Source organism: Aminobacter sp. HY435 (assembly GCF_027568395.1).
GTDB lineage: Bacteria > Pseudomonadota > Alphaproteobacteria > Rhizobiales > Rhizobiaceae > Aminobacter.
In genome coordinates, this window is the sequence record NZ_JANKZL010000002.1 from 149,138 (window position 1) to 164,300 (window position 15,163).

The window sequence follows — 15,163 nt, forward strand, 5'->3', positions numbered from 1 at the left end:
GCGACCTCGGGGGCACAGGCTCGGGCGAAGTCCCCTTGTATGGCGATGCCGTGCTCCCACGCTTGGAGGAGGACCGGCCAGAGGCCATCAGGGTATTCACCCCGGTAGCGCTCGGGGACTAGGTTCAAGGATTGGCCGCTGCGAACGCTCGGGAGAAACCGGTGGGCGTCATGGACCGCAGCTCCTTTGTACGCTCCGACTTCCCGCCAAACTTCTGGCTGATGAAGGATTGCGTCTTGCCGCTCTTGTCCTTGTAGACGATGGGCTCCACCGGCTTGCGCTCCAGGTCGGTGTTGAACTCCCCGTAGAGGCAGGTGAACTTGGTGTATGCCTCAGCGCTTGGATCGTCCGCCCAGCCTGCATAGAAGCAGGGGTCGAAAGTGAGGCGCAATGGTCCGACCTCGGGGACGAGGGAGGAGAGCCGACCTCGGGGGTTCTCTAAGACCCACCAATCAGGCTTCACAAAGTCCTTGATCCAGAGGCAGTGCTTGGCGATTGACACGGAGACAGCCGTGCGGCCGTCCGCATCCTTGACTTTCCACAGCCGACTACAAGCCACCGTAAAGTCCGTGCATGGGGGAGCCATGAGGACCCCCACCACGGGTAGCTTGAAGAAGTCGGGTTGCGCGTGGAGTACGTTGAGCAGCGCGTGGACGCTGTAGGAGAGACCGAAGCCGCCATCCGCCATGGGCACCATTGTGCCGTTGCCGACGATGCGGTCAGTCATTCCCCTGTCGTTGTAGTGTTCTCGCCACTCCCCGAATTTGGGGTCCACCCGGATGACCAGGTAGCCTTGGGCGATGTACGGCCTACTCCACGCTCCGCTCATTTCACAGAGGGAGAGGATGATGCCTTTGTACAAGAGCTAGTCGCCGCGTATTTCCCGAATGAGTGCCTTCCAGAACAGGAGAGCACCAAGCCCGAGTACGGCTGCGCATCCCACGAAGATGATGGCCAATAACACATACTGCCCATACACAACGGCTAGTGGCATTCGGCCCAGTTCTTTCCCGTCTTGGCGTCCCCACGGTACTGCCCACGGAGCCCGAGGATTTCCCCGGCTTCCTTGATGCAGTCCTTGGCGACTTCTGAAATGATTGGCCCGAGGCCGGGCCGGTGGGTGAACTGGAGTTCATCGTGGACCCACAAGGTTTGCTTGTAGTCCACCCCGATCTTCAGCCCCTTCTCAGCTAGGCGGCGATGCACCAGCATCATCCACAACTTACACGTCTGGGCACCCGCTGACTGGAGCAGGGTGTTGAGCGCGGAGTAGGCCTTACGGACATGGAGGCGTCGGCCATCCAGACCCTTGAGCCAACCCCGAGCTGCCGTCTCGCTCACCCTGTCGATAAGGTCACGGAGGCCCTCAATGTTCTTTTCGAACTTCAGGATGATGGTGCGGGCCTTGGCTATGCGGGCCTTCTGGTTGTCGTCCAGCTTGTCCACAAAGTCTTGGTCGAACCGCTTGGCGAGGTTCTTGAGGAGCATGGGGAGGCCCTTGTAGCCGAGATACTCCAGCTCCTCGTGGGGTTCCACGCTCAGGTCCAAGGACAGCTTGTAGGCACCGCCGCCGTAGACGAACAGGTAGATGGCCGTCTTGGCATCCGCTCGGGTCATGTCGGCAATATCAGCGTGCTCTTGGTGCGGGTCCCTAGACGGGTCACACACGCGGGCGCTGAAGGCACCTTCGTCCAGAGGCAACAGGTAATGCCCAAGGTCGATAAGCTCCAAGCTGGAAGCGTCAACACCCGTCTGCTCCCACCCCTCATCTGCGATGAAGAGGGCACGGCATTCCCAGCCATAGCGGCCCTTCAGGCCCTTGACCACAACCTCGGTCTTGGTGCCATCCGCAAGCACCACCTTCTCCTTCTTGACGGAGGGGGTGCCCGAGAGGTTCGGGTCCTTGTGGGTCCCTCGCCCGGTGACCGCCCCCGAGGGGTCCATGCGGCCGTGGATGCGATTGGTGTCCGGGGTGCAGAGGCCGAGCCACGACTTCTTGCCGTTGGCCAAAGTGCCCAGCGTCTTGGAGACCACGAAGTAATCGAGGATGAGCTGTCGGGTGGCCTTCGGCATGACGGCCTCAGGGATTTCCTCAAGCGTCGTCTCGTCCACCGTGGGCTTGCCATTGCTGCCGAACTTCTTGGGCTTCCACCCGTAGACAGCCTGGAGCCGCTGGCCGAGGTGGTCGCGGGAGGACGGCTGGAAGGTCGTCCACACAACAGGCGTATAGGGGGCATCAGGTGCGTAGCGTTCAACGGGCGGGCCTACGTAGGGGGCCAGCTCCTTGCCTGTCTTGCCGAAGCGCCTGCGGGTGACACTAGGTAGGTCGTCCCGCTTGAAGGTCCTGTCGCGGGCGGGGGTGGTGGCCTTCCCGGGTGCCCACCATGAGCCGAATGCCTCCACGAGGAGAGCGCCGGTACGGGCCTGCTCGTTGGCCAGCTCGGCAGAGAGCCGTTCGGCCTCCGCGCGGTCGAAGTGGACCCCGTGCATTTCCTGCTGCTTGATGATGCGAGCAACTTCGTGCTCAACCTCAAAGACCAGCTCGGGCCACACGAGAGCAGCCTTACTGCCCTCGGCCCAGCCCACCCGGTCCTCAATCATCTTCCAGAGCTTCACGCCCGGCCGACAGTCCTGCATCATGTAGGACGCCATCCACGGGTTCCAGGCCTCGAAGCCTCCCGTGTACTCATCCTTGTAGTCGCCCAGACGGTAGCCCCACGCCTTGAGGCTGTGGCGCTTCGCCATGGACATGGGCATGATGCCGGCCTTGACGCGCTTCAGGTCGGGGCCCAGCAGGGTGTCGTAGGGCCAGACCACCTTGGCGGCCACCAAGCTGTCCCATGCTTTCGGACAGCGTTGGAACCACGGGTAGAGCTTCTCGATGGCAATGTAGTCGTAGTCGATGCCGTTGTGGGCGACCGAAAGCTCAGCCTGCTCAAGAGCCCTGATGCCGTCCTCAACGGTCCCGGCTGGGTTGCCGAGGATGGGGGTCCAGAGGTCCTCTCCCGTGACGGGGTGCTTAGCGTCTCTCGGGACAGGGGGGCCGTAGTAGAACTCCTCAAGGGTGTCCAAGTCGATGATGCCGAGGCACCACATGCTATGGAGACCGGGGAGAAGGTCGTTGCCCTCCGTGTCGAAGTAGAGGCGCTTGCCGGGTTGGCTCATTCCCTACCGGAGGAAGAGCGCAATAAGGACCGGGCCAATGACGAAGTAGCCAACGGCAAAGCCAACGATGCAGGAGACAGCGAGGGGCAAGATGGTGTCCATTTAGGCTTCCTTCTGGAGCAAGAGTTTGATGTGCGTCGGGTCGGGCACGTAGATGCCGTACTGCTCCCGCCACTTCCGTTGGAGGAAGGCGAGAGGGGCGTGTTCGAAATGCCGGAGCTTGTAGCCGGTCCCGATGGTGGTGAAGTTGAGCCACTGCTCGGCGGTCAGCGGGAAGTAGTTCTCCCGCAACTCGTTCTCGAAGTTGTCCGCGTAGTCGGCCTTGAGGAGAGCCTGAAGCCAACCAGCTCGGGTTGGACGCTCGTTGTAGACAACCGTTCGGATGCGATCGTTGTCCCACGTGGCTGCATACTCGGCCGGTTCCGGGGACACATGGTGCGCCCTCTCCTCCACAGCCATGTCCCGCACCGCGATGTAGTCACAGCCGAGGAGCCGGATGTTGTGCCAGAAGGCCTCGAACTGGAGGGGGTCCTGAGAGAGGACCTCATGCACCACCGAGGACAGCACGAGGCAGGACTTGCGGCCGAGCCTATGGTGCCTGTCCAGGCGGGCGGCGAACATAGCGAAGTCGCTGGTGAACTCGTAGACCCCTATGGTGCGTCGGGCCTTGGCCTCGCGGATCATGTCGGGGTTGTGGTCGTAGCCGATGAAGTGGCAATCCCACCCACCGGGCCACTCACGGCGCTCCATGTGGAGCTGCCTAAGGAGGTAGCCGTCTGCACAACCGAAGTCGGCAAAGACGGTGACCTCACCCGGGACCCTCTCCACAAAGAACAGCTTGTCCACCATGGAGTGGCGTAGCCTTTCGTTGTAGGCCACGATGTCATTCGGGGTCGCGCATTGGTTCATGCGGAGAGGGTCCTCAGGTCGCCTTGGGAGGCTATTCGGGTTTGTCGGGGTCGGGCTTGAAGTCATGCACCTTGAACTGCTTGCGCCGTATGGCCGCCTTCAGGGCATTCTCAAGCCGGGTGGTGTAGTTGAGGACCTTCCACTGTGCCGCGTGCGGCTTCAGCTTGGCGGCATCCTCAAGCTCCTTCTGGTCCTGCCATTCGGGGAGCTTCATGAAATCCACCCCGTAAGACCTCAGGGCGGAGTACGCATTCAAGAGGAAGTGCCCCATTGCCTGAGCACCCATGAGGCGGGCCACAAGGTCCTGCCTATCCTCCTTGACGAAATCAACCTCATCCTTCAGGCGCATCGCCTGTGGGTATCCTTTTTATTCGAGGTCACCCGGTCGTCTGTCGCCGGGCCTAGTAGTCGGTGCTGCTCACTGGGGAGAAGCCACCGGGCTGGCTCTTGGCCTCCCCATCGGGCTTGCCGATTGGTGGGAAGGGAAGCGGGGATTTGACCAAGCGGCCATCCTCCCCATAATACAGCACGTCTGCCAAGCCAGACTTGCCGGTCCGCCTTGAGGGCTTGATGATGCGGGACTGAGTGACCCGCCATGCTTCACCCGCAGCTTGGTTGTTCCGCTCCCAACCCACGACGTAAGAGGCGAAGTTGGAGAGCCCCCCGGAGGAACGGACCTCGTTAAGGGAGGTTGGTGCGCCCTCCTCGTGGGGGATGCCTTGGGTGCGTCGGAGGTGGTGGGCAACCTGAAAGTGACAACCTGTCTCCTTCGCCTGCTTGGAAAGCTCGGCGGCCACCTTGTCGAGTACCCGCCGCTCATCTGCTGCGAGGTCAATGCCCGCCGCCATGAAGCTAAAGGGGTCGATAACCTGGACCATACAGCCTAGCGCAACGGTGCAATATCGTGTGTAGGTGAGAAGCGCGTCTAGTGACCACTCGGCTGTCTCGGGGTCGAACACCTCACACAGGCCAGAGCCAAAGACTTCGGCGTGCCAACGGAGCATGTCCCTATCATAGGCTTCGAGCGCCTTGGTGTCCGCTATGTCTGGCACGGGGCGGAGCTGTAGGCGCTCGCCTGCTCGCACGGACATGAGGCCCATCATGGCGTCACGCTTGGTATCCTCAAATGAGAAAACCGCGATTTTGACATTCTGCTCAAGGAGGTGGTTCTGTATCTCCCGCATACCGGCCGTCTTGCCAACACCCGTGCCTGCCACGTGGAAGACCACCTCGCCCGGATACATCCCGCCAGTCATCTCTTGAAGCTTCGCCATCGCTGGTGGGTAGCTGTAGGCGTGAACTCTCTCGCGCGGCGCTAGGATGGCCGACGTGCTTTCCTTGGCGTTGACGATGCCCTTGGGCCGCCATGCCTGGGCCGCATAGACAGCCGCCGTTATGTCCCCGGGCCGGTTGGCCTGAAGCATGTCGGAGGCGTCCTTGCACTTCTCCTTGCCGTCGAGCTTGAAGCCCGAGGCCGTGGCGATGCGCACCTTGCCGACCTTGAAGAGCGGGGCACAGTCGGCCACAGCCAGCTTGCCCGCATCGTCATTGTCGAACCACAGAATGATTTCCGTGAAGCGGTCCAGCCAGAGGTAGTTGGCCTTCATGTGCTTGGCGGCCGACTGTGAGCCGGTGCCTACGGAGACCACCGCAACCTTGAAGTTGGTAGCCTGGGCCACGGAGAGGGCATCAAGCTCACCCTCGGTGACGATCACCTGTCGGTCAAACCTGTCGCCAAACACGTGGTGGCCGAAGAGCTGGCATTCGGAGAGGGACTTGTAGCCCTCCGCTTTCAGCAAGGGGAAGTCCTTGGTGGGGGTCCGTAGCTTCTGGGCTACCAGCTCCCCGCCCTGGTCGTAGTAGGGATAAGCTTGGACCGGCTTACCGCTGTAGCCTCCGTGGAAGACGCCGTAGCGCTTCATAGTGTCGGAGGTGAGACCCCTCTTGTTCAGCGGCGCATAGGGGTTGGCCTGCTGCGACGGGTCTAGAAGTTCGCCATAGTCCTGCTTGAAGGTCTCTCTCGGAGCCGAGGCTGTCTCGCCACCAGCGGGCACATAGTAATCGCACCCCGCGCCATAGCAGTGGCGGTGCCCATCCAAGTAGGTTACGCACGACTTCTCCCGGCTACACTTTGGACAAGGCCCCTTAGACACCACAACGTCGTGGCCCTCGGGGCGCTCTTGGTCGTCACTCATTCGTTGAGATTGGCCCTCTTACTCGTTCGAACCATTCGACCGCCGCGAGGCGTTCATCGTTGGCGATGGTAACGGCAAAGCCGGTGCCGGCGTTTAGGTCTTCGCGGGTGACACGAGCCTTGAACCACTCGGGCAGGTGCGGCCACCACTTGAGGAGCTTGTGGCAGTGGTCGTCAAAGTCCTCGTCGGTAAGGACCGCGAGGTCCCACTCGTAGTAGAGCACCGAGGCATAAAGGAACATTTCGCACTGCCACCGCCAGATGGCCTCTGGGGTCACCTACCGGTGAAGAGTTCGACACACCAGATGATGACAGACAGCGCCAGCACGATGCCCAAGATGAGGAGCAGGATGCCGATGGGTGCCCACAGCGGGGCCAGCACCCACCACCAAGGCCACGCGATGTAGCCGGTGAGCTTCAGGGCAATGAACAGGATGGCGAGCAGCGGGAGGAAGATGCCCCCGCCGTTGAAGGTGGTCTTGTGGTTCAAGCTTTGAGCTTCCCTTTTGCGGGCCTGAAGACGGCCTCGATGTAGGCGACAAGGTCCGGGTTATCGCGCCAGACCTGGATGAGCTGGTAGGAGAGTGCGCCCACAAGGCGCTCCTCTGAGACGTGCTCGTGGATAGCCGTCATGCCAGCCGCAGCGTAGGCCGCATGGAGGACCTCATGCACCAGCACGTGGGCCTCCCACTGGGGCGTCAAGCCCTCCTGTATGAGAATGACCAGAGTGCTCCGGTCGCACATTCCGTAGGCCCCCGTGTTGTCGGCGGCCATGCGGTTCCACGGCTTGATGGTGTAGTCGAGGCCGCCCACGCGAACGGTGGCAGGCATCTTCATCCGAGCCACTCCCGATCATGTCCAACGTTGCTGTCGAAGATGCAGAACTCCGTGGACACTGAGGGGTTGATGTCGAAGTGGTCCTTATGGAGCCTCTCCGCCAACTGCATGGCTGCCCATTGGAAATCCTCAAGCACGCCCTCGGTCACCCTGAGGGTAACGTAATGGCGCGTGCCATCTTCGCGGGAGGAGACCCCTGCCCCATGGACGTTCGCCACGCGGACCAGCTCGGCGTAACGGTCGGTGGACAGCTTGCCGAGGACCTTGACGTGGGCTTCGAAGTAGCGGCCCGCGAGGATAGCCAACCCGTTCCGCTTAGTGGGAGCCTCGGGGTGCCACGGGGTCGCTTCGATCTTCATCCGGGTGACCGTGAAGCCGCTGACCGCAAACACGAAAGCAGTGTGGTGGAGCAATGCCCCCGGCGAGCCATGCAGGCTAGCGGTGGAAGAGGTCAGCCACTCGGTGACCAGCACACCGCCCAAAGTCCGGTTCTTGAGGAACACAGGCTTGGCACCGAGTTCCCGGCACAGCTCGGAGAATGCCTCTTCGCTACCCGGCTTTGGCTCCACGGTAACATGGAGCTGCACGAGGTGGGCCTTGTCGGGCCCCGCCCCCGCAACCTCGCAGTTGTCGCAGTCAGCGCAAGTCACGGGGCGAGGTCGTACTTCTTGAACTCACGGCCGAAGCCATCGGTTTCGCGCCGGTCCACAATGTTGTGGCCCATGCGGCGAAGCTCAGCGATGCGGCTGGAGAGCGACCCCACGCCGAGCGCGGTGATGGCCACAAGGTTGGTCAGAGTGCGGCCGTGCTTCAGGTAGTCCAGCACGATTTCCTGCTGCTTGGTCAGTTTGGGTTCGTCACCCATGCTCTTGCCTTCTCCATGTTGATCGCTGGGCACTGGCGTGAGTGCCGGGGGTACGCTTCCGAGTGGCCAACCAGAGGCAGCGGCCCATAGAAGTCTGCGAGGTAGGCCATAAGCCCCCTCAAGGTCTCGCCCTGCTCGGGCGTGAAGTTGCCTTCGGGTTCCCCCGCCTCATCGACGCCACCACCAAGACAGACCGCGATGCTGTCCGCGTTGCGGTGGCGCATATGGGCACCCCATGCGTTGTGCGGTCGGCACTCCAACAAGCGCCCATCACGGAGGATGAGGTAGTGGTAGCCGACAGCCAACAAGCCCTGGGCCCTGCCCTTGACGGCGAGGAAGTGCTTGAGGTTGGTCTGGGAGGGGGGCGTCTGGCTGTCGTGAAGGACAACCTTGGTGGTGGCTTCGCGGGGCCTAAAGGTCAGCACGACTAGAGCCGCGCGTTGACCCTGTCGAGTTCATCACGCAGTGACTTGGTAAGCAGCGCTAGGCGGTCCGCTTGGATGGCCACCTTGTCCACGATGGGGTCTGCCGCAACGGTGGCGAAAGGGGATGGGCCGGGGTTCGAGGGTGACGAAGCAGGGTCGTCGGTGGCGTAGCCTACGAGACGGCGAGCCAGCATATAGACATCCGCCATGGTATCCACGAGGTCATCCACGCGGCGCTCAAGGGTGTCGAAGGGGGATATGCGGGTAGCCTGCTTAGGGGCGTCGAGCATCGGGTGTCTCCAGGTTCTTGTAGAAGGCGAGGAGCCGCTTGCCGCATCGCGACTTGGCAACCTCGGATGTCCGAAGGTCAATGATGAGGTCCTGCACCTGAGCCTTTGTCAGGGGCTGGCCACGCTCGCCGGGGATGGGGGTCAACCAAGCAAAGCAGTGTTGGAGGTCGGCCGGTGCCTCCGGGAGGTGCCTAGTCCTGATGCCAGAAAGTATCCCGCAGCCGGTCAGCATCCATGCTGTCAAACACAACAGCATCACGGTCCTTAAGCGCACTCTTCAACTCCTTGGTTTTGGCGGCCACTGCCACCTCGTCCTCCCTGTCTGTCTTGGCCTGCATGGCATCCAGCACGCGAGCGTTGTGCTCCGCCGCCATGTCAGCCTCAAGCCCCCTGATGCGCTCTTCAAGCTTGGCTCGTTGGGCGGCGTGGGTGGCATCAAGCCTGCCCTTGGCATAGAGCCCAGCCACCCCGGCAAGTGCCAGGATGGAGAGCGCCAAGTAGACGTAAGGGCGGAGAACGGTCACGGCTGGAAGAGCAACCAGATGATGAAGCTGACAGCGAGCAACATGACGATGAGGTCGATGGAGAGGAACAGGAGGTCCATTACGCCCCTCCCCCTTTTGCCTTCTTGTAGGCGAACCACAGGCCCACCCCGATGATGACCACGGCGATGGCAATGCGGACGCCCTCCCCGCTAGTCAGCTCGTATTGCTGGGCCGCAATGCCATCCACGAGGTTGGCCAAGGGGTCAGCCGCAAGGGAGCCACCAAGGGTGACCGAGCCGCCCGCACTGGCGACTGCCTTGTAGGCGGCGGACTGGTCGGTCTCATAGTCGGTCGGGTGATCGCTCATGACCTCCTCGGAGAAAGCGCCGAGGGCGGCTACGCTGTTCGCACCCTTGGGGTAGACGGCAAAAGGCAACTGCCAGTGCGGCCCGTCCTTGAACTTGCGCCAGTCACCGCCCCATTCGAGAGCCACACCGACTTGCCGGGCGGCCTCCTTCATGGCGGCTGCGAGCTTCCGATAGAGCGGCCATGCGAACATTTCGGCCGAGCTAATCTTCCCGTCGCGATTGAGGTCAACGAGCGGCACAATGTCCACCGCGTGGCCAGTCAGATGGCGGGAGTTCATGGTCGTGGACGCGCCGATACGGACAAGCTCACGCTGGCGCTCCACTGAGCGAAGGCCTTCAATGACCTTGAACGGAATGTCCGAGAGTTCGGCGGCCTTGAGGACCACCTTGACGAGGTCCGGGTGGACCCCCTTGAGCAGCCGCATCGAGGCGGCCGGTAGGGCAAGGGTGATGGAGGTTACTCCTTGACAGGGCGGTGGGTCCGCTTGTCGATGGGCGGGAAGACCTCCTCCACACGAGGGGTCTCCAGCGGGATGACGGTGGGGTTGGCGTAGTCGCTGATGCCGTGCTCGTCTCGGGGCCACAGCAAAGTGGCGAAGCGCTCAACCCTTATGGGCGTAGCCATAGGGCCCCTCCTTGATGAGGTCCCTTGGGTCCTGCTCGGGGCCCTGCTCGTGGAACCAGCTCTCAGGGATGAGCTTGTCTGCAAACTGGTAGCCGTATCGGATGCACCAATCGGCCAGCGTGGTCTTGGAGCCGGGGTTGATGGGGGCCTTGGACCGCGTGAAGACGAAGCGGATGTCCAGCCCGGGGAACTGCGCCTTGACGAACAGGTGCTTGGCCCGGTCGGTGCTGTCGAAGATGCCTTTGACTTCCACGAGGATGCCATTGGGCAACAGGAAGTCGGGCGTGTAGAAGTGCCGTTTCTCAGGCACCATGTAGGGGAGCTTGAAGGTCTCGTAGACCACAGGCATGGAGTGGGCGGCGATCTGCTCCCCCACCCTCACCTCATCACCCGACCTGAAGCCGTGCTTGAAGCCTGCCTTCTTGCCTGTCGTCCCCTGCTTGGCCTTGCGGACCCAATCGGGGATCACGCGGCCCATCAGCTCAGCTCAGTGACCTTGGCGTCCCCGTTGGCGGAAGCCCACAAGCCCGTGACCACGCCGACATAGCCAAAGGGCAGCTCGTAGGACGCGGGGACGCCTGTCGCCGAGGGCGCAAGCTTCACGGTGTAGTCTGACTGCGAGGCCCCGACACCCAGCTTGATGGTCAACACTGCGGTGCTGTCGTTGGTGATGACCGCGCCGAGCCGGTTACGGTTGGCCGCAAGGAGGGTCACGAGGGTAGCCGACGAGGCCACCACCGAGACCGCCCCCACGTTCGCCTGTACGGCGACTTGGCGCATGGCTAGTAGTCCGCGCCGGGGTTGGAGGGGGTCTCGTCTGCGGACCCGAAGCCGTCGCCCTGCTGGCCATCGTCCTGGTAACCCTCGACAGCACCGAAGCCGCCACCGTTACCTTCAGACAGCTTGCGGACCTGGACGCGGGAGAAGTCGAGGCGCACGCCGATCTGCTTGAGGGACTTCATCGGGATGGGCCGCATGCAGTAGTTGATGCGGATTTCCGAGCCGCCCCGGACCAGCTTGTGCATTTCCTTGCCGGCCGCATCGTAGAGGCCGATAACGACATCCTTGACCGTGCCGTCCTTGAGGCGGATGCGGGCGTTCTGCTTGAAGTCGAACACGATGGCACCCGTGGGGTTGCCGTCGCTGTCCTCCTCCACCTCGTAGGGGTAGTAGACGGCGAACTTCTTGCGCTCGCCGGGCGTGAGGCTCTTGCCGTCGCCGTTCTCGAAGTAGTCGTCAAATGCCGCCTGTGCGGCAACGTCCACCTTCTCCTTCTGGCGCTGGGCCGCTTCACCTTCGAGGCGGAGGCCGGTCTTGAAGAGGGGGTTCTCGGCATTGAACTTGTTGTCGGGCCTGTTGAGGTGCGGGTAGACCGCGATGCCGAAGGCGCTGTCGTAGTACGTGTGTTTGGCCAAAGAGTTCTCCTAGTTGGCGGTGACTGTGTAGGTGTCCGTCTTGGGGTTGTCCCCGAGGACCACCGTGGCGGTGAACGTGAGGCCGCCCTCAGGCAGGGCGGCTCGCTTGTTGTCTGCGAGGTGCCGCTGGCGCTCGTCTGCAATGAGCATCTTGAGGCTGTCCTCAATAGCTGCGGGAACCTCGTGGAGGTCTTCGAGCTTGCAGACACGCTTCCAAAGCGGCTCTTCGTATCGCGCCCACAGCCAGCCGCTCAGCGATGTGCCCACCTGTCGGTAGAGGGAAAGCGGGTAGAGGTCGTCCCACGGCCGAGCGCAGACCTTATAGGTGTAGACGGTCATGCCATCCCCCGGCCGATGAGGCGGAGGATGTCGAAGGCAAGCACCACGGCCAGCGCAATGGTGAGCAGCCAGCCTTTGGTGATGAGGGTGAGGACCACAATAATCGTCGCGACCAGGCAGGCGAGGATGAAGATGACAAAAAACATGGCGTGGTCGTCACCATCCATTGGGTCCTGCCCGAGGAGCTTAACGACAGCCTTCACGCCCCGCCAGAGGCGCGGTAGCGTCCATTCGAAAGGCTTGGGGATATCGCTCACCCTATGGTCACCTCCTTGGCCATGACGCGGGCCCCAAGGAAATCCCTGAGGCTCTGCAAGCTGTCGTCCGTGGGTCTGTCCCCATCCTCGGGCGCAAGGAGGACCTTCCTACCCATGCCGAACAGGGCGGAGGGTTCCAACCCGCAGCGCAGGCACATGGCCGCGAACAGGACGCCGACCCCGAGCACCTGCTCCTCGGGGACCATGATGTCCTGGAGCTGGAAGAGAGCCAGATGCGCAGCCCTTGCGGCGGCATCACGCGGCACCATGCTCAGCTTGTCGCGGTCGAGGGGCCGATGGCCCAATAGGTGGGGGGGGAGGTTGAGCCCATGGTCGTGCTTACGGACCCGCATACTATGCCCCCATCGCCGTATGGACGGGGCGGCGCTCAACGGTAGCTTCCCGGTGCGCCATAGTCAGTTGCGTGTCGTAGCCCATGGCGTTCGCCGCCAAGCTGTCCGCAATGCCCTCGGTTATGACGATGGGCTTCTTGCCGGATGCCTGCTGGAGCGCCCTGCGTTCTCTCCACCTGGCCTTGCGCTCGGCGGCCTCGGCCTTCTTCTGCTCGTGATACTTCGACCACTGCTTGCGGGAGCCGATGCCGTGGAGTTCACAGAGGGTCTTGGCGAGGTGCTCGCGCCCGGCCGGGCTGGTGTTGGCGAGGGGAATATGAATGACTTCGCCGGTATCGTTGTCGATGGTTGACATATCGAATGCCGCAGAGGTCATGCGGATGGTGGTGGATACGTTGCGGCGGGCAAGGCGGTTGCGTGACATGGTGTCTTCCCTGATGATGTTGCCTTGGGGTCTGGGGTGTGGCTTGTCGTGGGGGCTGGCGGTTACATGGCACCCTCCTCTGCTCCAGAAACACAAAAGCCCGCCGATGAGGGCGAGCTTCTGTTCTCAAAGGTCCGTCTCATTGGAGCGGCTAGGCGAAGAAGTAGTCACTCTCCAGCACCAGCCTTAGGTCCAGCGACCCCTTTGCCAGCGGTTCGGGCAGCATCCCGTCCGCCTTCTCGCTGGCCGCAAGCGGGTCCAAACCTTCCTCAACCACCAGCCAATCCACCAGCACCCTTTGGCAGTCAGCCCTAAAGTTCGCCAGCACGTCCACCTCATGGGTCGCCACGAAGGCCTCACGCAGGAACACCGAGAGCGCCCCCATGTTGGCCGCATGCGTGCCGTAGGCATCATGGACTGACACGAACTCCTCAATGCCCGCCTCACGGCAACGCTTGATGCACTCCACCAAGCACGACGCATCAAGCGAGTGGATGAAGTTGGGCGCTATGCCCTGTGTCTGTTCCCTGGTGGAGAGCTGGGCGGTCTTCTCATTCCGCGTCACCTCCACTCGTTCACCGTCCAGCATGATCTTGTGGACTATGGAGCGGTCCAGACCATAGAAGTGGCGCACCACGAAGCCCGAAGGCACCGTCCAGTAAATCGGCTGGTTGGCCACAGCGACCGCCTTTGAGCAGTCCTGAAGCCACTTCATGACCTTCATGCCACTCTTGACCACCTCATTGACGGTGTCCCAGAGGTGGGCGGCGAGGAAGACCACACGCTTGGTGCGGAGGTCCCCTAGGAGGTCGTCAAGCTTCCTTGGCTTCTCCTCGCCGTCGATGAGCGTAACGCCGTTGGCCTCAAACTCCGCGACCTGGGCGGCCGAGGGGAACTCATCGTCGGTCGGTTCGGGGGCCGGTGCGTATTCGTCCAGCCACTTCCTCGTGTAGGTGAAGAAGCTGTCCTTGGTGCCGCCATAAGGAAGCACCATGACTTGCCGCTTGGTGAGGGTGCGGGGGAGATTGCGCTCGCACAGCTCCAGCCAATAGGTGGCCTTCTCGCCCTCTGCGCCGCCCGCCCGTTCGATGCGCTCAAGGGTGTGCTGGAGGCCGAGCACGGCTTCCTGCGCAATCCTGTCAGTCTCCGTCTCCTCAGGCACAGCGGGGGCACCTGTCGCCACCACCTTGTAGATGTCCTGCGGCTTGTCGGCGGGCACGAGGTTGACATAGCGCCCGGCCACCTCGTCCCTGAGGATGGCGCTAAGGTGCTGGATACCATTGCAGGTGCCGTCCACCATGACCGGGAGGTGGGAGATATAGCCGTAGCCCTCACCAAGGAACTCGACCCACTCGAAGATGGCGGCGAGTGCCTGGAAGGGCTTGTCGGCCTTCTGCCACTCGGTGTTGGTGTAGGGGTCCGCAGCGATACGCCGCCACTGCTCCTCGTGCGCCTCCACCCACTCAATGCGGTCACCCATGGCCACCTTGTCCACGCCGCAAGCGCTCGCCAGTTGGATGGCCAACCAGCCCGCACCCCCGTTCTCCTCCGTAATCGGCAGGCCTTCCGCAAAGGTCAGTAGACCCCGCGCAAGGTCGGAGCCTTGGGGCTGCAAGAAGTTGGCTATGGGATAGATGCGCCCCCGGAAGTCCAGCATGTGGGGGAAGTAGATGGACGGGAAGCGGGCGTATTCTTGGGCAATGAGGATCGTGGTGGAGGTGGCCCGCATCTTGGACAGGCGCTTGGCGTTGAAGCGGTACACCGGGGCGGCCTTACGCTTCCACGCAAGGATTTCCTTATCGGTCTGCTCATCGCGTGCTGGCTTGGGGAGGCCCTGCTCACGTGCCCTGCGGCTGGCCTCTGCGTGCTCTGCCATCCGGGGTGTACGGGCGGGGAGCTGCTTCTCGTCTATCTGGGGGAGGCCCGCAACGCTGGCGTCACCGGCCTTGGCCCATACGGCTACCGCAACGTCAAGGACGCGGGTGTTGACTTGCCATGCCGTCTCCTGAAGGAGGTGGATGGCGTTGAAGACATTGGGCATGTCGAGAGCATCATACTCATCGGCCGCCCGATCACGCTGGGTCTCCTGACTAGCCCTGAAGCGAACTAGTTGAGGGGTCCGAACGTAGGGCGTCCAATACCCCCCCCCCCGGGCGGCGGGGGGGGGGGGGGGGGGGGGGGGGGGGGGGGGGGGGGGGGGGGGGGGGGGGGG

22 protein-coding genes are annotated in these 15,163 nt (G+C 62.6%); all 22 read right to left on the bottom strand.

The features are described from left to right. Positions 1 to 124 precede the first annotated feature (124 nt). Positions 125 to 862, bottom strand: coding sequence for a hypothetical protein (locus PCJ21_RS03285; RefSeq protein ID WP_269929957.1), 738 nt, complete (start codon positions 860 to 862; stop codon positions 125 to 127). Between the two features lie 122 nt (positions 863 to 984). Then, complete coding sequence (locus PCJ21_RS03290) at positions 985 to 3,165, bottom strand: DNA polymerase (RefSeq protein ID WP_269929958.1); 2,181 nt, start codon at positions 3,163 to 3,165, stop codon at positions 985 to 987. Positions 3,166 to 3,267: 102 nt separating this feature from the next. Next, the gene (locus tag PCJ21_RS03295) at positions 3,268 to 4,014 is read right to left on the bottom strand and encodes a hypothetical protein (protein ID WP_269929959.1); all 747 of its coding nucleotides are present in this window, start codon (positions 4,012 to 4,014) and stop codon (positions 3,268 to 3,270) included. A 91-nt stretch (positions 4,015 to 4,105) separates the two neighbouring features. Continuing rightward, positions 4,106 to 4,423: a hypothetical protein gene (locus PCJ21_RS03300; protein ID WP_269929960.1), complete on the bottom strand. Its 318-nt coding sequence runs from the start codon at positions 4,421 to 4,423 to the stop codon at positions 4,106 to 4,108. 52 nt (positions 4,424 to 4,475) lie between these two features. Next, complete coding sequence (locus PCJ21_RS03305) at positions 4,476 to 6,269, bottom strand: bifunctional DNA primase/helicase (RefSeq protein WP_269929961.1); 1,794 nt, start codon at positions 6,267 to 6,269, stop codon at positions 4,476 to 4,478. Beyond that, a complete protein-coding gene (locus PCJ21_RS03310; RefSeq protein WP_442865950.1) occupies positions 6,262 to 6,546 on the bottom strand; it encodes a DNA ligase LigA-related protein in 285 nt (94 codons plus the stop codon). The genes PCJ21_RS03305 and PCJ21_RS03310 overlap by 8 nt, the downstream gene beginning before the upstream one ends. Further along, a complete protein-coding gene (locus PCJ21_RS03315; protein ID WP_269929963.1) occupies positions 6,543 to 6,758 on the bottom strand; it encodes a hypothetical protein in 216 nt (71 codons plus the stop codon). Before PCJ21_RS03315 ends, PCJ21_RS03310 begins: the two co-directional genes overlap by 4 nt. Further along, positions 6,755 to 7,105: a hypothetical protein gene (locus PCJ21_RS03320; protein ID WP_269929964.1), complete on the bottom strand. Its 351-nt coding sequence runs from the start codon at positions 7,103 to 7,105 to the stop codon at positions 6,755 to 6,757. Before PCJ21_RS03320 ends, PCJ21_RS03315 begins: the two co-directional genes overlap by 4 nt. Continuing rightward, the gene (locus PCJ21_RS03325) at positions 7,102 to 7,692 is read right to left on the bottom strand and encodes a hypothetical protein (RefSeq protein WP_269929965.1); all 591 of its coding nucleotides are present in this window, start codon (positions 7,690 to 7,692) and stop codon (positions 7,102 to 7,104) included. Before PCJ21_RS03325 ends, PCJ21_RS03320 begins: the two co-directional genes overlap by 4 nt. 59 nt (positions 7,693 to 7,751) lie before the next feature. Continuing rightward, complete coding sequence (locus PCJ21_RS03330; protein WP_269929966.1) at positions 7,752 to 7,970, bottom strand: helix-turn-helix domain-containing protein; 219 nt, start codon at positions 7,968 to 7,970, stop codon at positions 7,752 to 7,754. Further along, the gene (locus PCJ21_RS03335; RefSeq protein ID WP_269929967.1) at positions 7,949 to 8,395 is read right to left on the bottom strand and encodes an N-acetylmuramoyl-L-alanine amidase; all 447 of its coding nucleotides are present in this window, start codon (positions 8,393 to 8,395) and stop codon (positions 7,949 to 7,951) included. Before PCJ21_RS03335 ends, PCJ21_RS03330 begins: the two co-directional genes overlap by 22 nt. A 2-nt stretch (positions 8,396 to 8,397) precedes the next feature. Then, positions 8,398 to 8,685 (bottom strand): hypothetical protein, encoded by a 288-nt coding sequence (locus PCJ21_RS03340; protein ID WP_269929968.1) that lies wholly within the window; start codon positions 8,683 to 8,685, stop codon positions 8,398 to 8,400. A gap of 191 nt (positions 8,686 to 8,876) precedes the next feature. After that, a complete protein-coding gene (locus PCJ21_RS03345) occupies positions 8,877 to 9,209 on the bottom strand; it encodes a hypothetical protein (protein ID WP_269929969.1) in 333 nt (110 codons plus the stop codon). A 79-nt stretch (positions 9,210 to 9,288) separates the two neighbouring features. Further along, positions 9,289 to 9,963 (bottom strand): M15 family metallopeptidase, encoded by a 675-nt coding sequence (locus PCJ21_RS03350; RefSeq protein ID WP_269929970.1) that lies wholly within the window; start codon positions 9,961 to 9,963, stop codon positions 9,289 to 9,291. Positions 9,964 to 10,140: 177 nt separating this feature from the next. Then, positions 10,141 to 10,641, bottom strand: a complete 501-nt coding sequence (locus PCJ21_RS03355; RefSeq protein ID WP_269929971.1) for a hypothetical protein — start codon at positions 10,639 to 10,641, stop codon at positions 10,141 to 10,143. Continuing rightward, positions 10,641 to 10,943, bottom strand: a complete 303-nt coding sequence (locus PCJ21_RS03360) for a hypothetical protein (RefSeq protein ID WP_269929972.1) — start codon at positions 10,941 to 10,943, stop codon at positions 10,641 to 10,643. The genes PCJ21_RS03355 and PCJ21_RS03360 overlap by 1 nt, the downstream gene beginning before the upstream one ends. A 2-nt stretch (positions 10,944 to 10,945) precedes the next feature. After that, positions 10,946 to 11,578 (bottom strand): hypothetical protein, encoded by a 633-nt coding sequence (locus PCJ21_RS03365; protein WP_269929973.1) that lies wholly within the window; start codon positions 11,576 to 11,578, stop codon positions 10,946 to 10,948. A gap of 9 nt (positions 11,579 to 11,587) precedes the next feature. Then, positions 11,588 to 11,917, bottom strand: coding sequence for a hypothetical protein (locus PCJ21_RS03370; protein ID WP_269929974.1), 330 nt, complete (start codon positions 11,915 to 11,917; stop codon positions 11,588 to 11,590). Continuing rightward, positions 11,914 to 12,174, bottom strand: a complete 261-nt coding sequence (locus PCJ21_RS03375) for a hypothetical protein (RefSeq protein WP_269929975.1) — start codon at positions 12,172 to 12,174, stop codon at positions 11,914 to 11,916. Before PCJ21_RS03375 ends, PCJ21_RS03370 begins: the two co-directional genes overlap by 4 nt. Beyond that, positions 12,171 to 12,443, bottom strand: coding sequence for a hypothetical protein (locus PCJ21_RS03380; protein ID WP_269929976.1), 273 nt, complete (start codon positions 12,441 to 12,443; stop codon positions 12,171 to 12,173). Before PCJ21_RS03380 ends, PCJ21_RS03375 begins: the two co-directional genes overlap by 4 nt. 85 nt (positions 12,444 to 12,528) lie before the next feature. Then, positions 12,529 to 12,951: a hypothetical protein gene (locus PCJ21_RS03385; protein WP_269929977.1), complete on the bottom strand. Its 423-nt coding sequence runs from the start codon at positions 12,949 to 12,951 to the stop codon at positions 12,529 to 12,531. Positions 12,952 to 13,102: 151 nt separating this feature from the next. Further along, on the bottom strand, positions 13,103 to 14,992 hold the full coding sequence (locus PCJ21_RS03390) for a DNA-directed RNA polymerase (protein WP_269929978.1): 1,890 nt from the start codon (positions 14,990 to 14,992) through the stop codon (positions 13,103 to 13,105). Positions 14,993 to 15,163: the final 171 nt, after the last annotated feature.

Excerpts from the sequence above, each read along its gene's own strand:
- PCJ21_RS03330 (WP_269929966.1), bottom strand. The coding sequence starts at position 7,970 with ATGGGTGACGAACCCAAACTGACCAAGCAGCAGGAAATCGTGCTGGAC.
- PCJ21_RS03300 (WP_269929960.1), bottom strand. The coding sequence starts at position 4,423 with ATGCGCCTGAAGGATGAGGTTGATTTCGTCAAGGAGGATAGGCAGGAC.
- PCJ21_RS03305 (WP_269929961.1), bottom strand. The coding sequence starts at position 6,269 with ATGAGTGACGACCAAGAGCGCCCCGAGGGCCACGACGTTGTGGTGTCT.
- PCJ21_RS03360 (WP_269929972.1), bottom strand. The coding sequence starts at position 10,943 with ATGCGCCAAGTCGCCGTACAGGCGAACGTGGGGGCGGTCTCGGTGGTG.
- PCJ21_RS03320 (WP_269929964.1), bottom strand. The coding sequence starts at position 7,105 with ATGAAGATGCCTGCCACCGTTCGCGTGGGCGGCCTCGACTACACCATC.
- PCJ21_RS03385 (WP_269929977.1), bottom strand. The coding sequence starts at position 12,951 with ATGTCACGCAACCGCCTTGCCCGCCGCAACGTATCCACCACCATCCGC.
- PCJ21_RS03390 (WP_269929978.1), bottom strand. The coding sequence starts at position 14,992 with ATGCCCAATGTCTTCAACGCCATCCACCTCCTTCAGGAGACGGCATGG.
- PCJ21_RS03380 (WP_269929976.1), bottom strand. The coding sequence starts at position 12,443 with ATGGTGCCGCGTGATGCCGCCGCAAGGGCTGCGCATCTGGCTCTCTTC.
- PCJ21_RS03290 (WP_269929958.1), bottom strand. The coding sequence starts at position 3,165 with ATGAGCCAACCCGGCAAGCGCCTCTACTTCGACACGGAGGGCAACGAC.
- PCJ21_RS03350 (WP_269929970.1), bottom strand. The coding sequence starts at position 9,963 with ATGCGGCTGCTCAAGGGGGTCCACCCGGACCTCGTCAAGGTGGTCCTC.
- PCJ21_RS03340 (WP_269929968.1), bottom strand. The coding sequence starts at position 8,685 with ATGCTCGACGCCCCTAAGCAGGCTACCCGCATATCCCCCTTCGACACC.
- PCJ21_RS03370 (WP_269929974.1), bottom strand. The coding sequence starts at position 11,917 with ATGACCGTCTACACCTATAAGGTCTGCGCTCGGCCGTGGGACGACCTC.
- PCJ21_RS03355 (WP_269929971.1), bottom strand. The coding sequence starts at position 10,641 with ATGGGCCGCGTGATCCCCGATTGGGTCCGCAAGGCCAAGCAGGGGACG.
- PCJ21_RS03295 (WP_269929959.1), bottom strand. The coding sequence starts at position 4,014 with ATGGTGGACAAGCTGTTCTTTGTGGAGAGGGTCCCGGGTGAGGTCACC.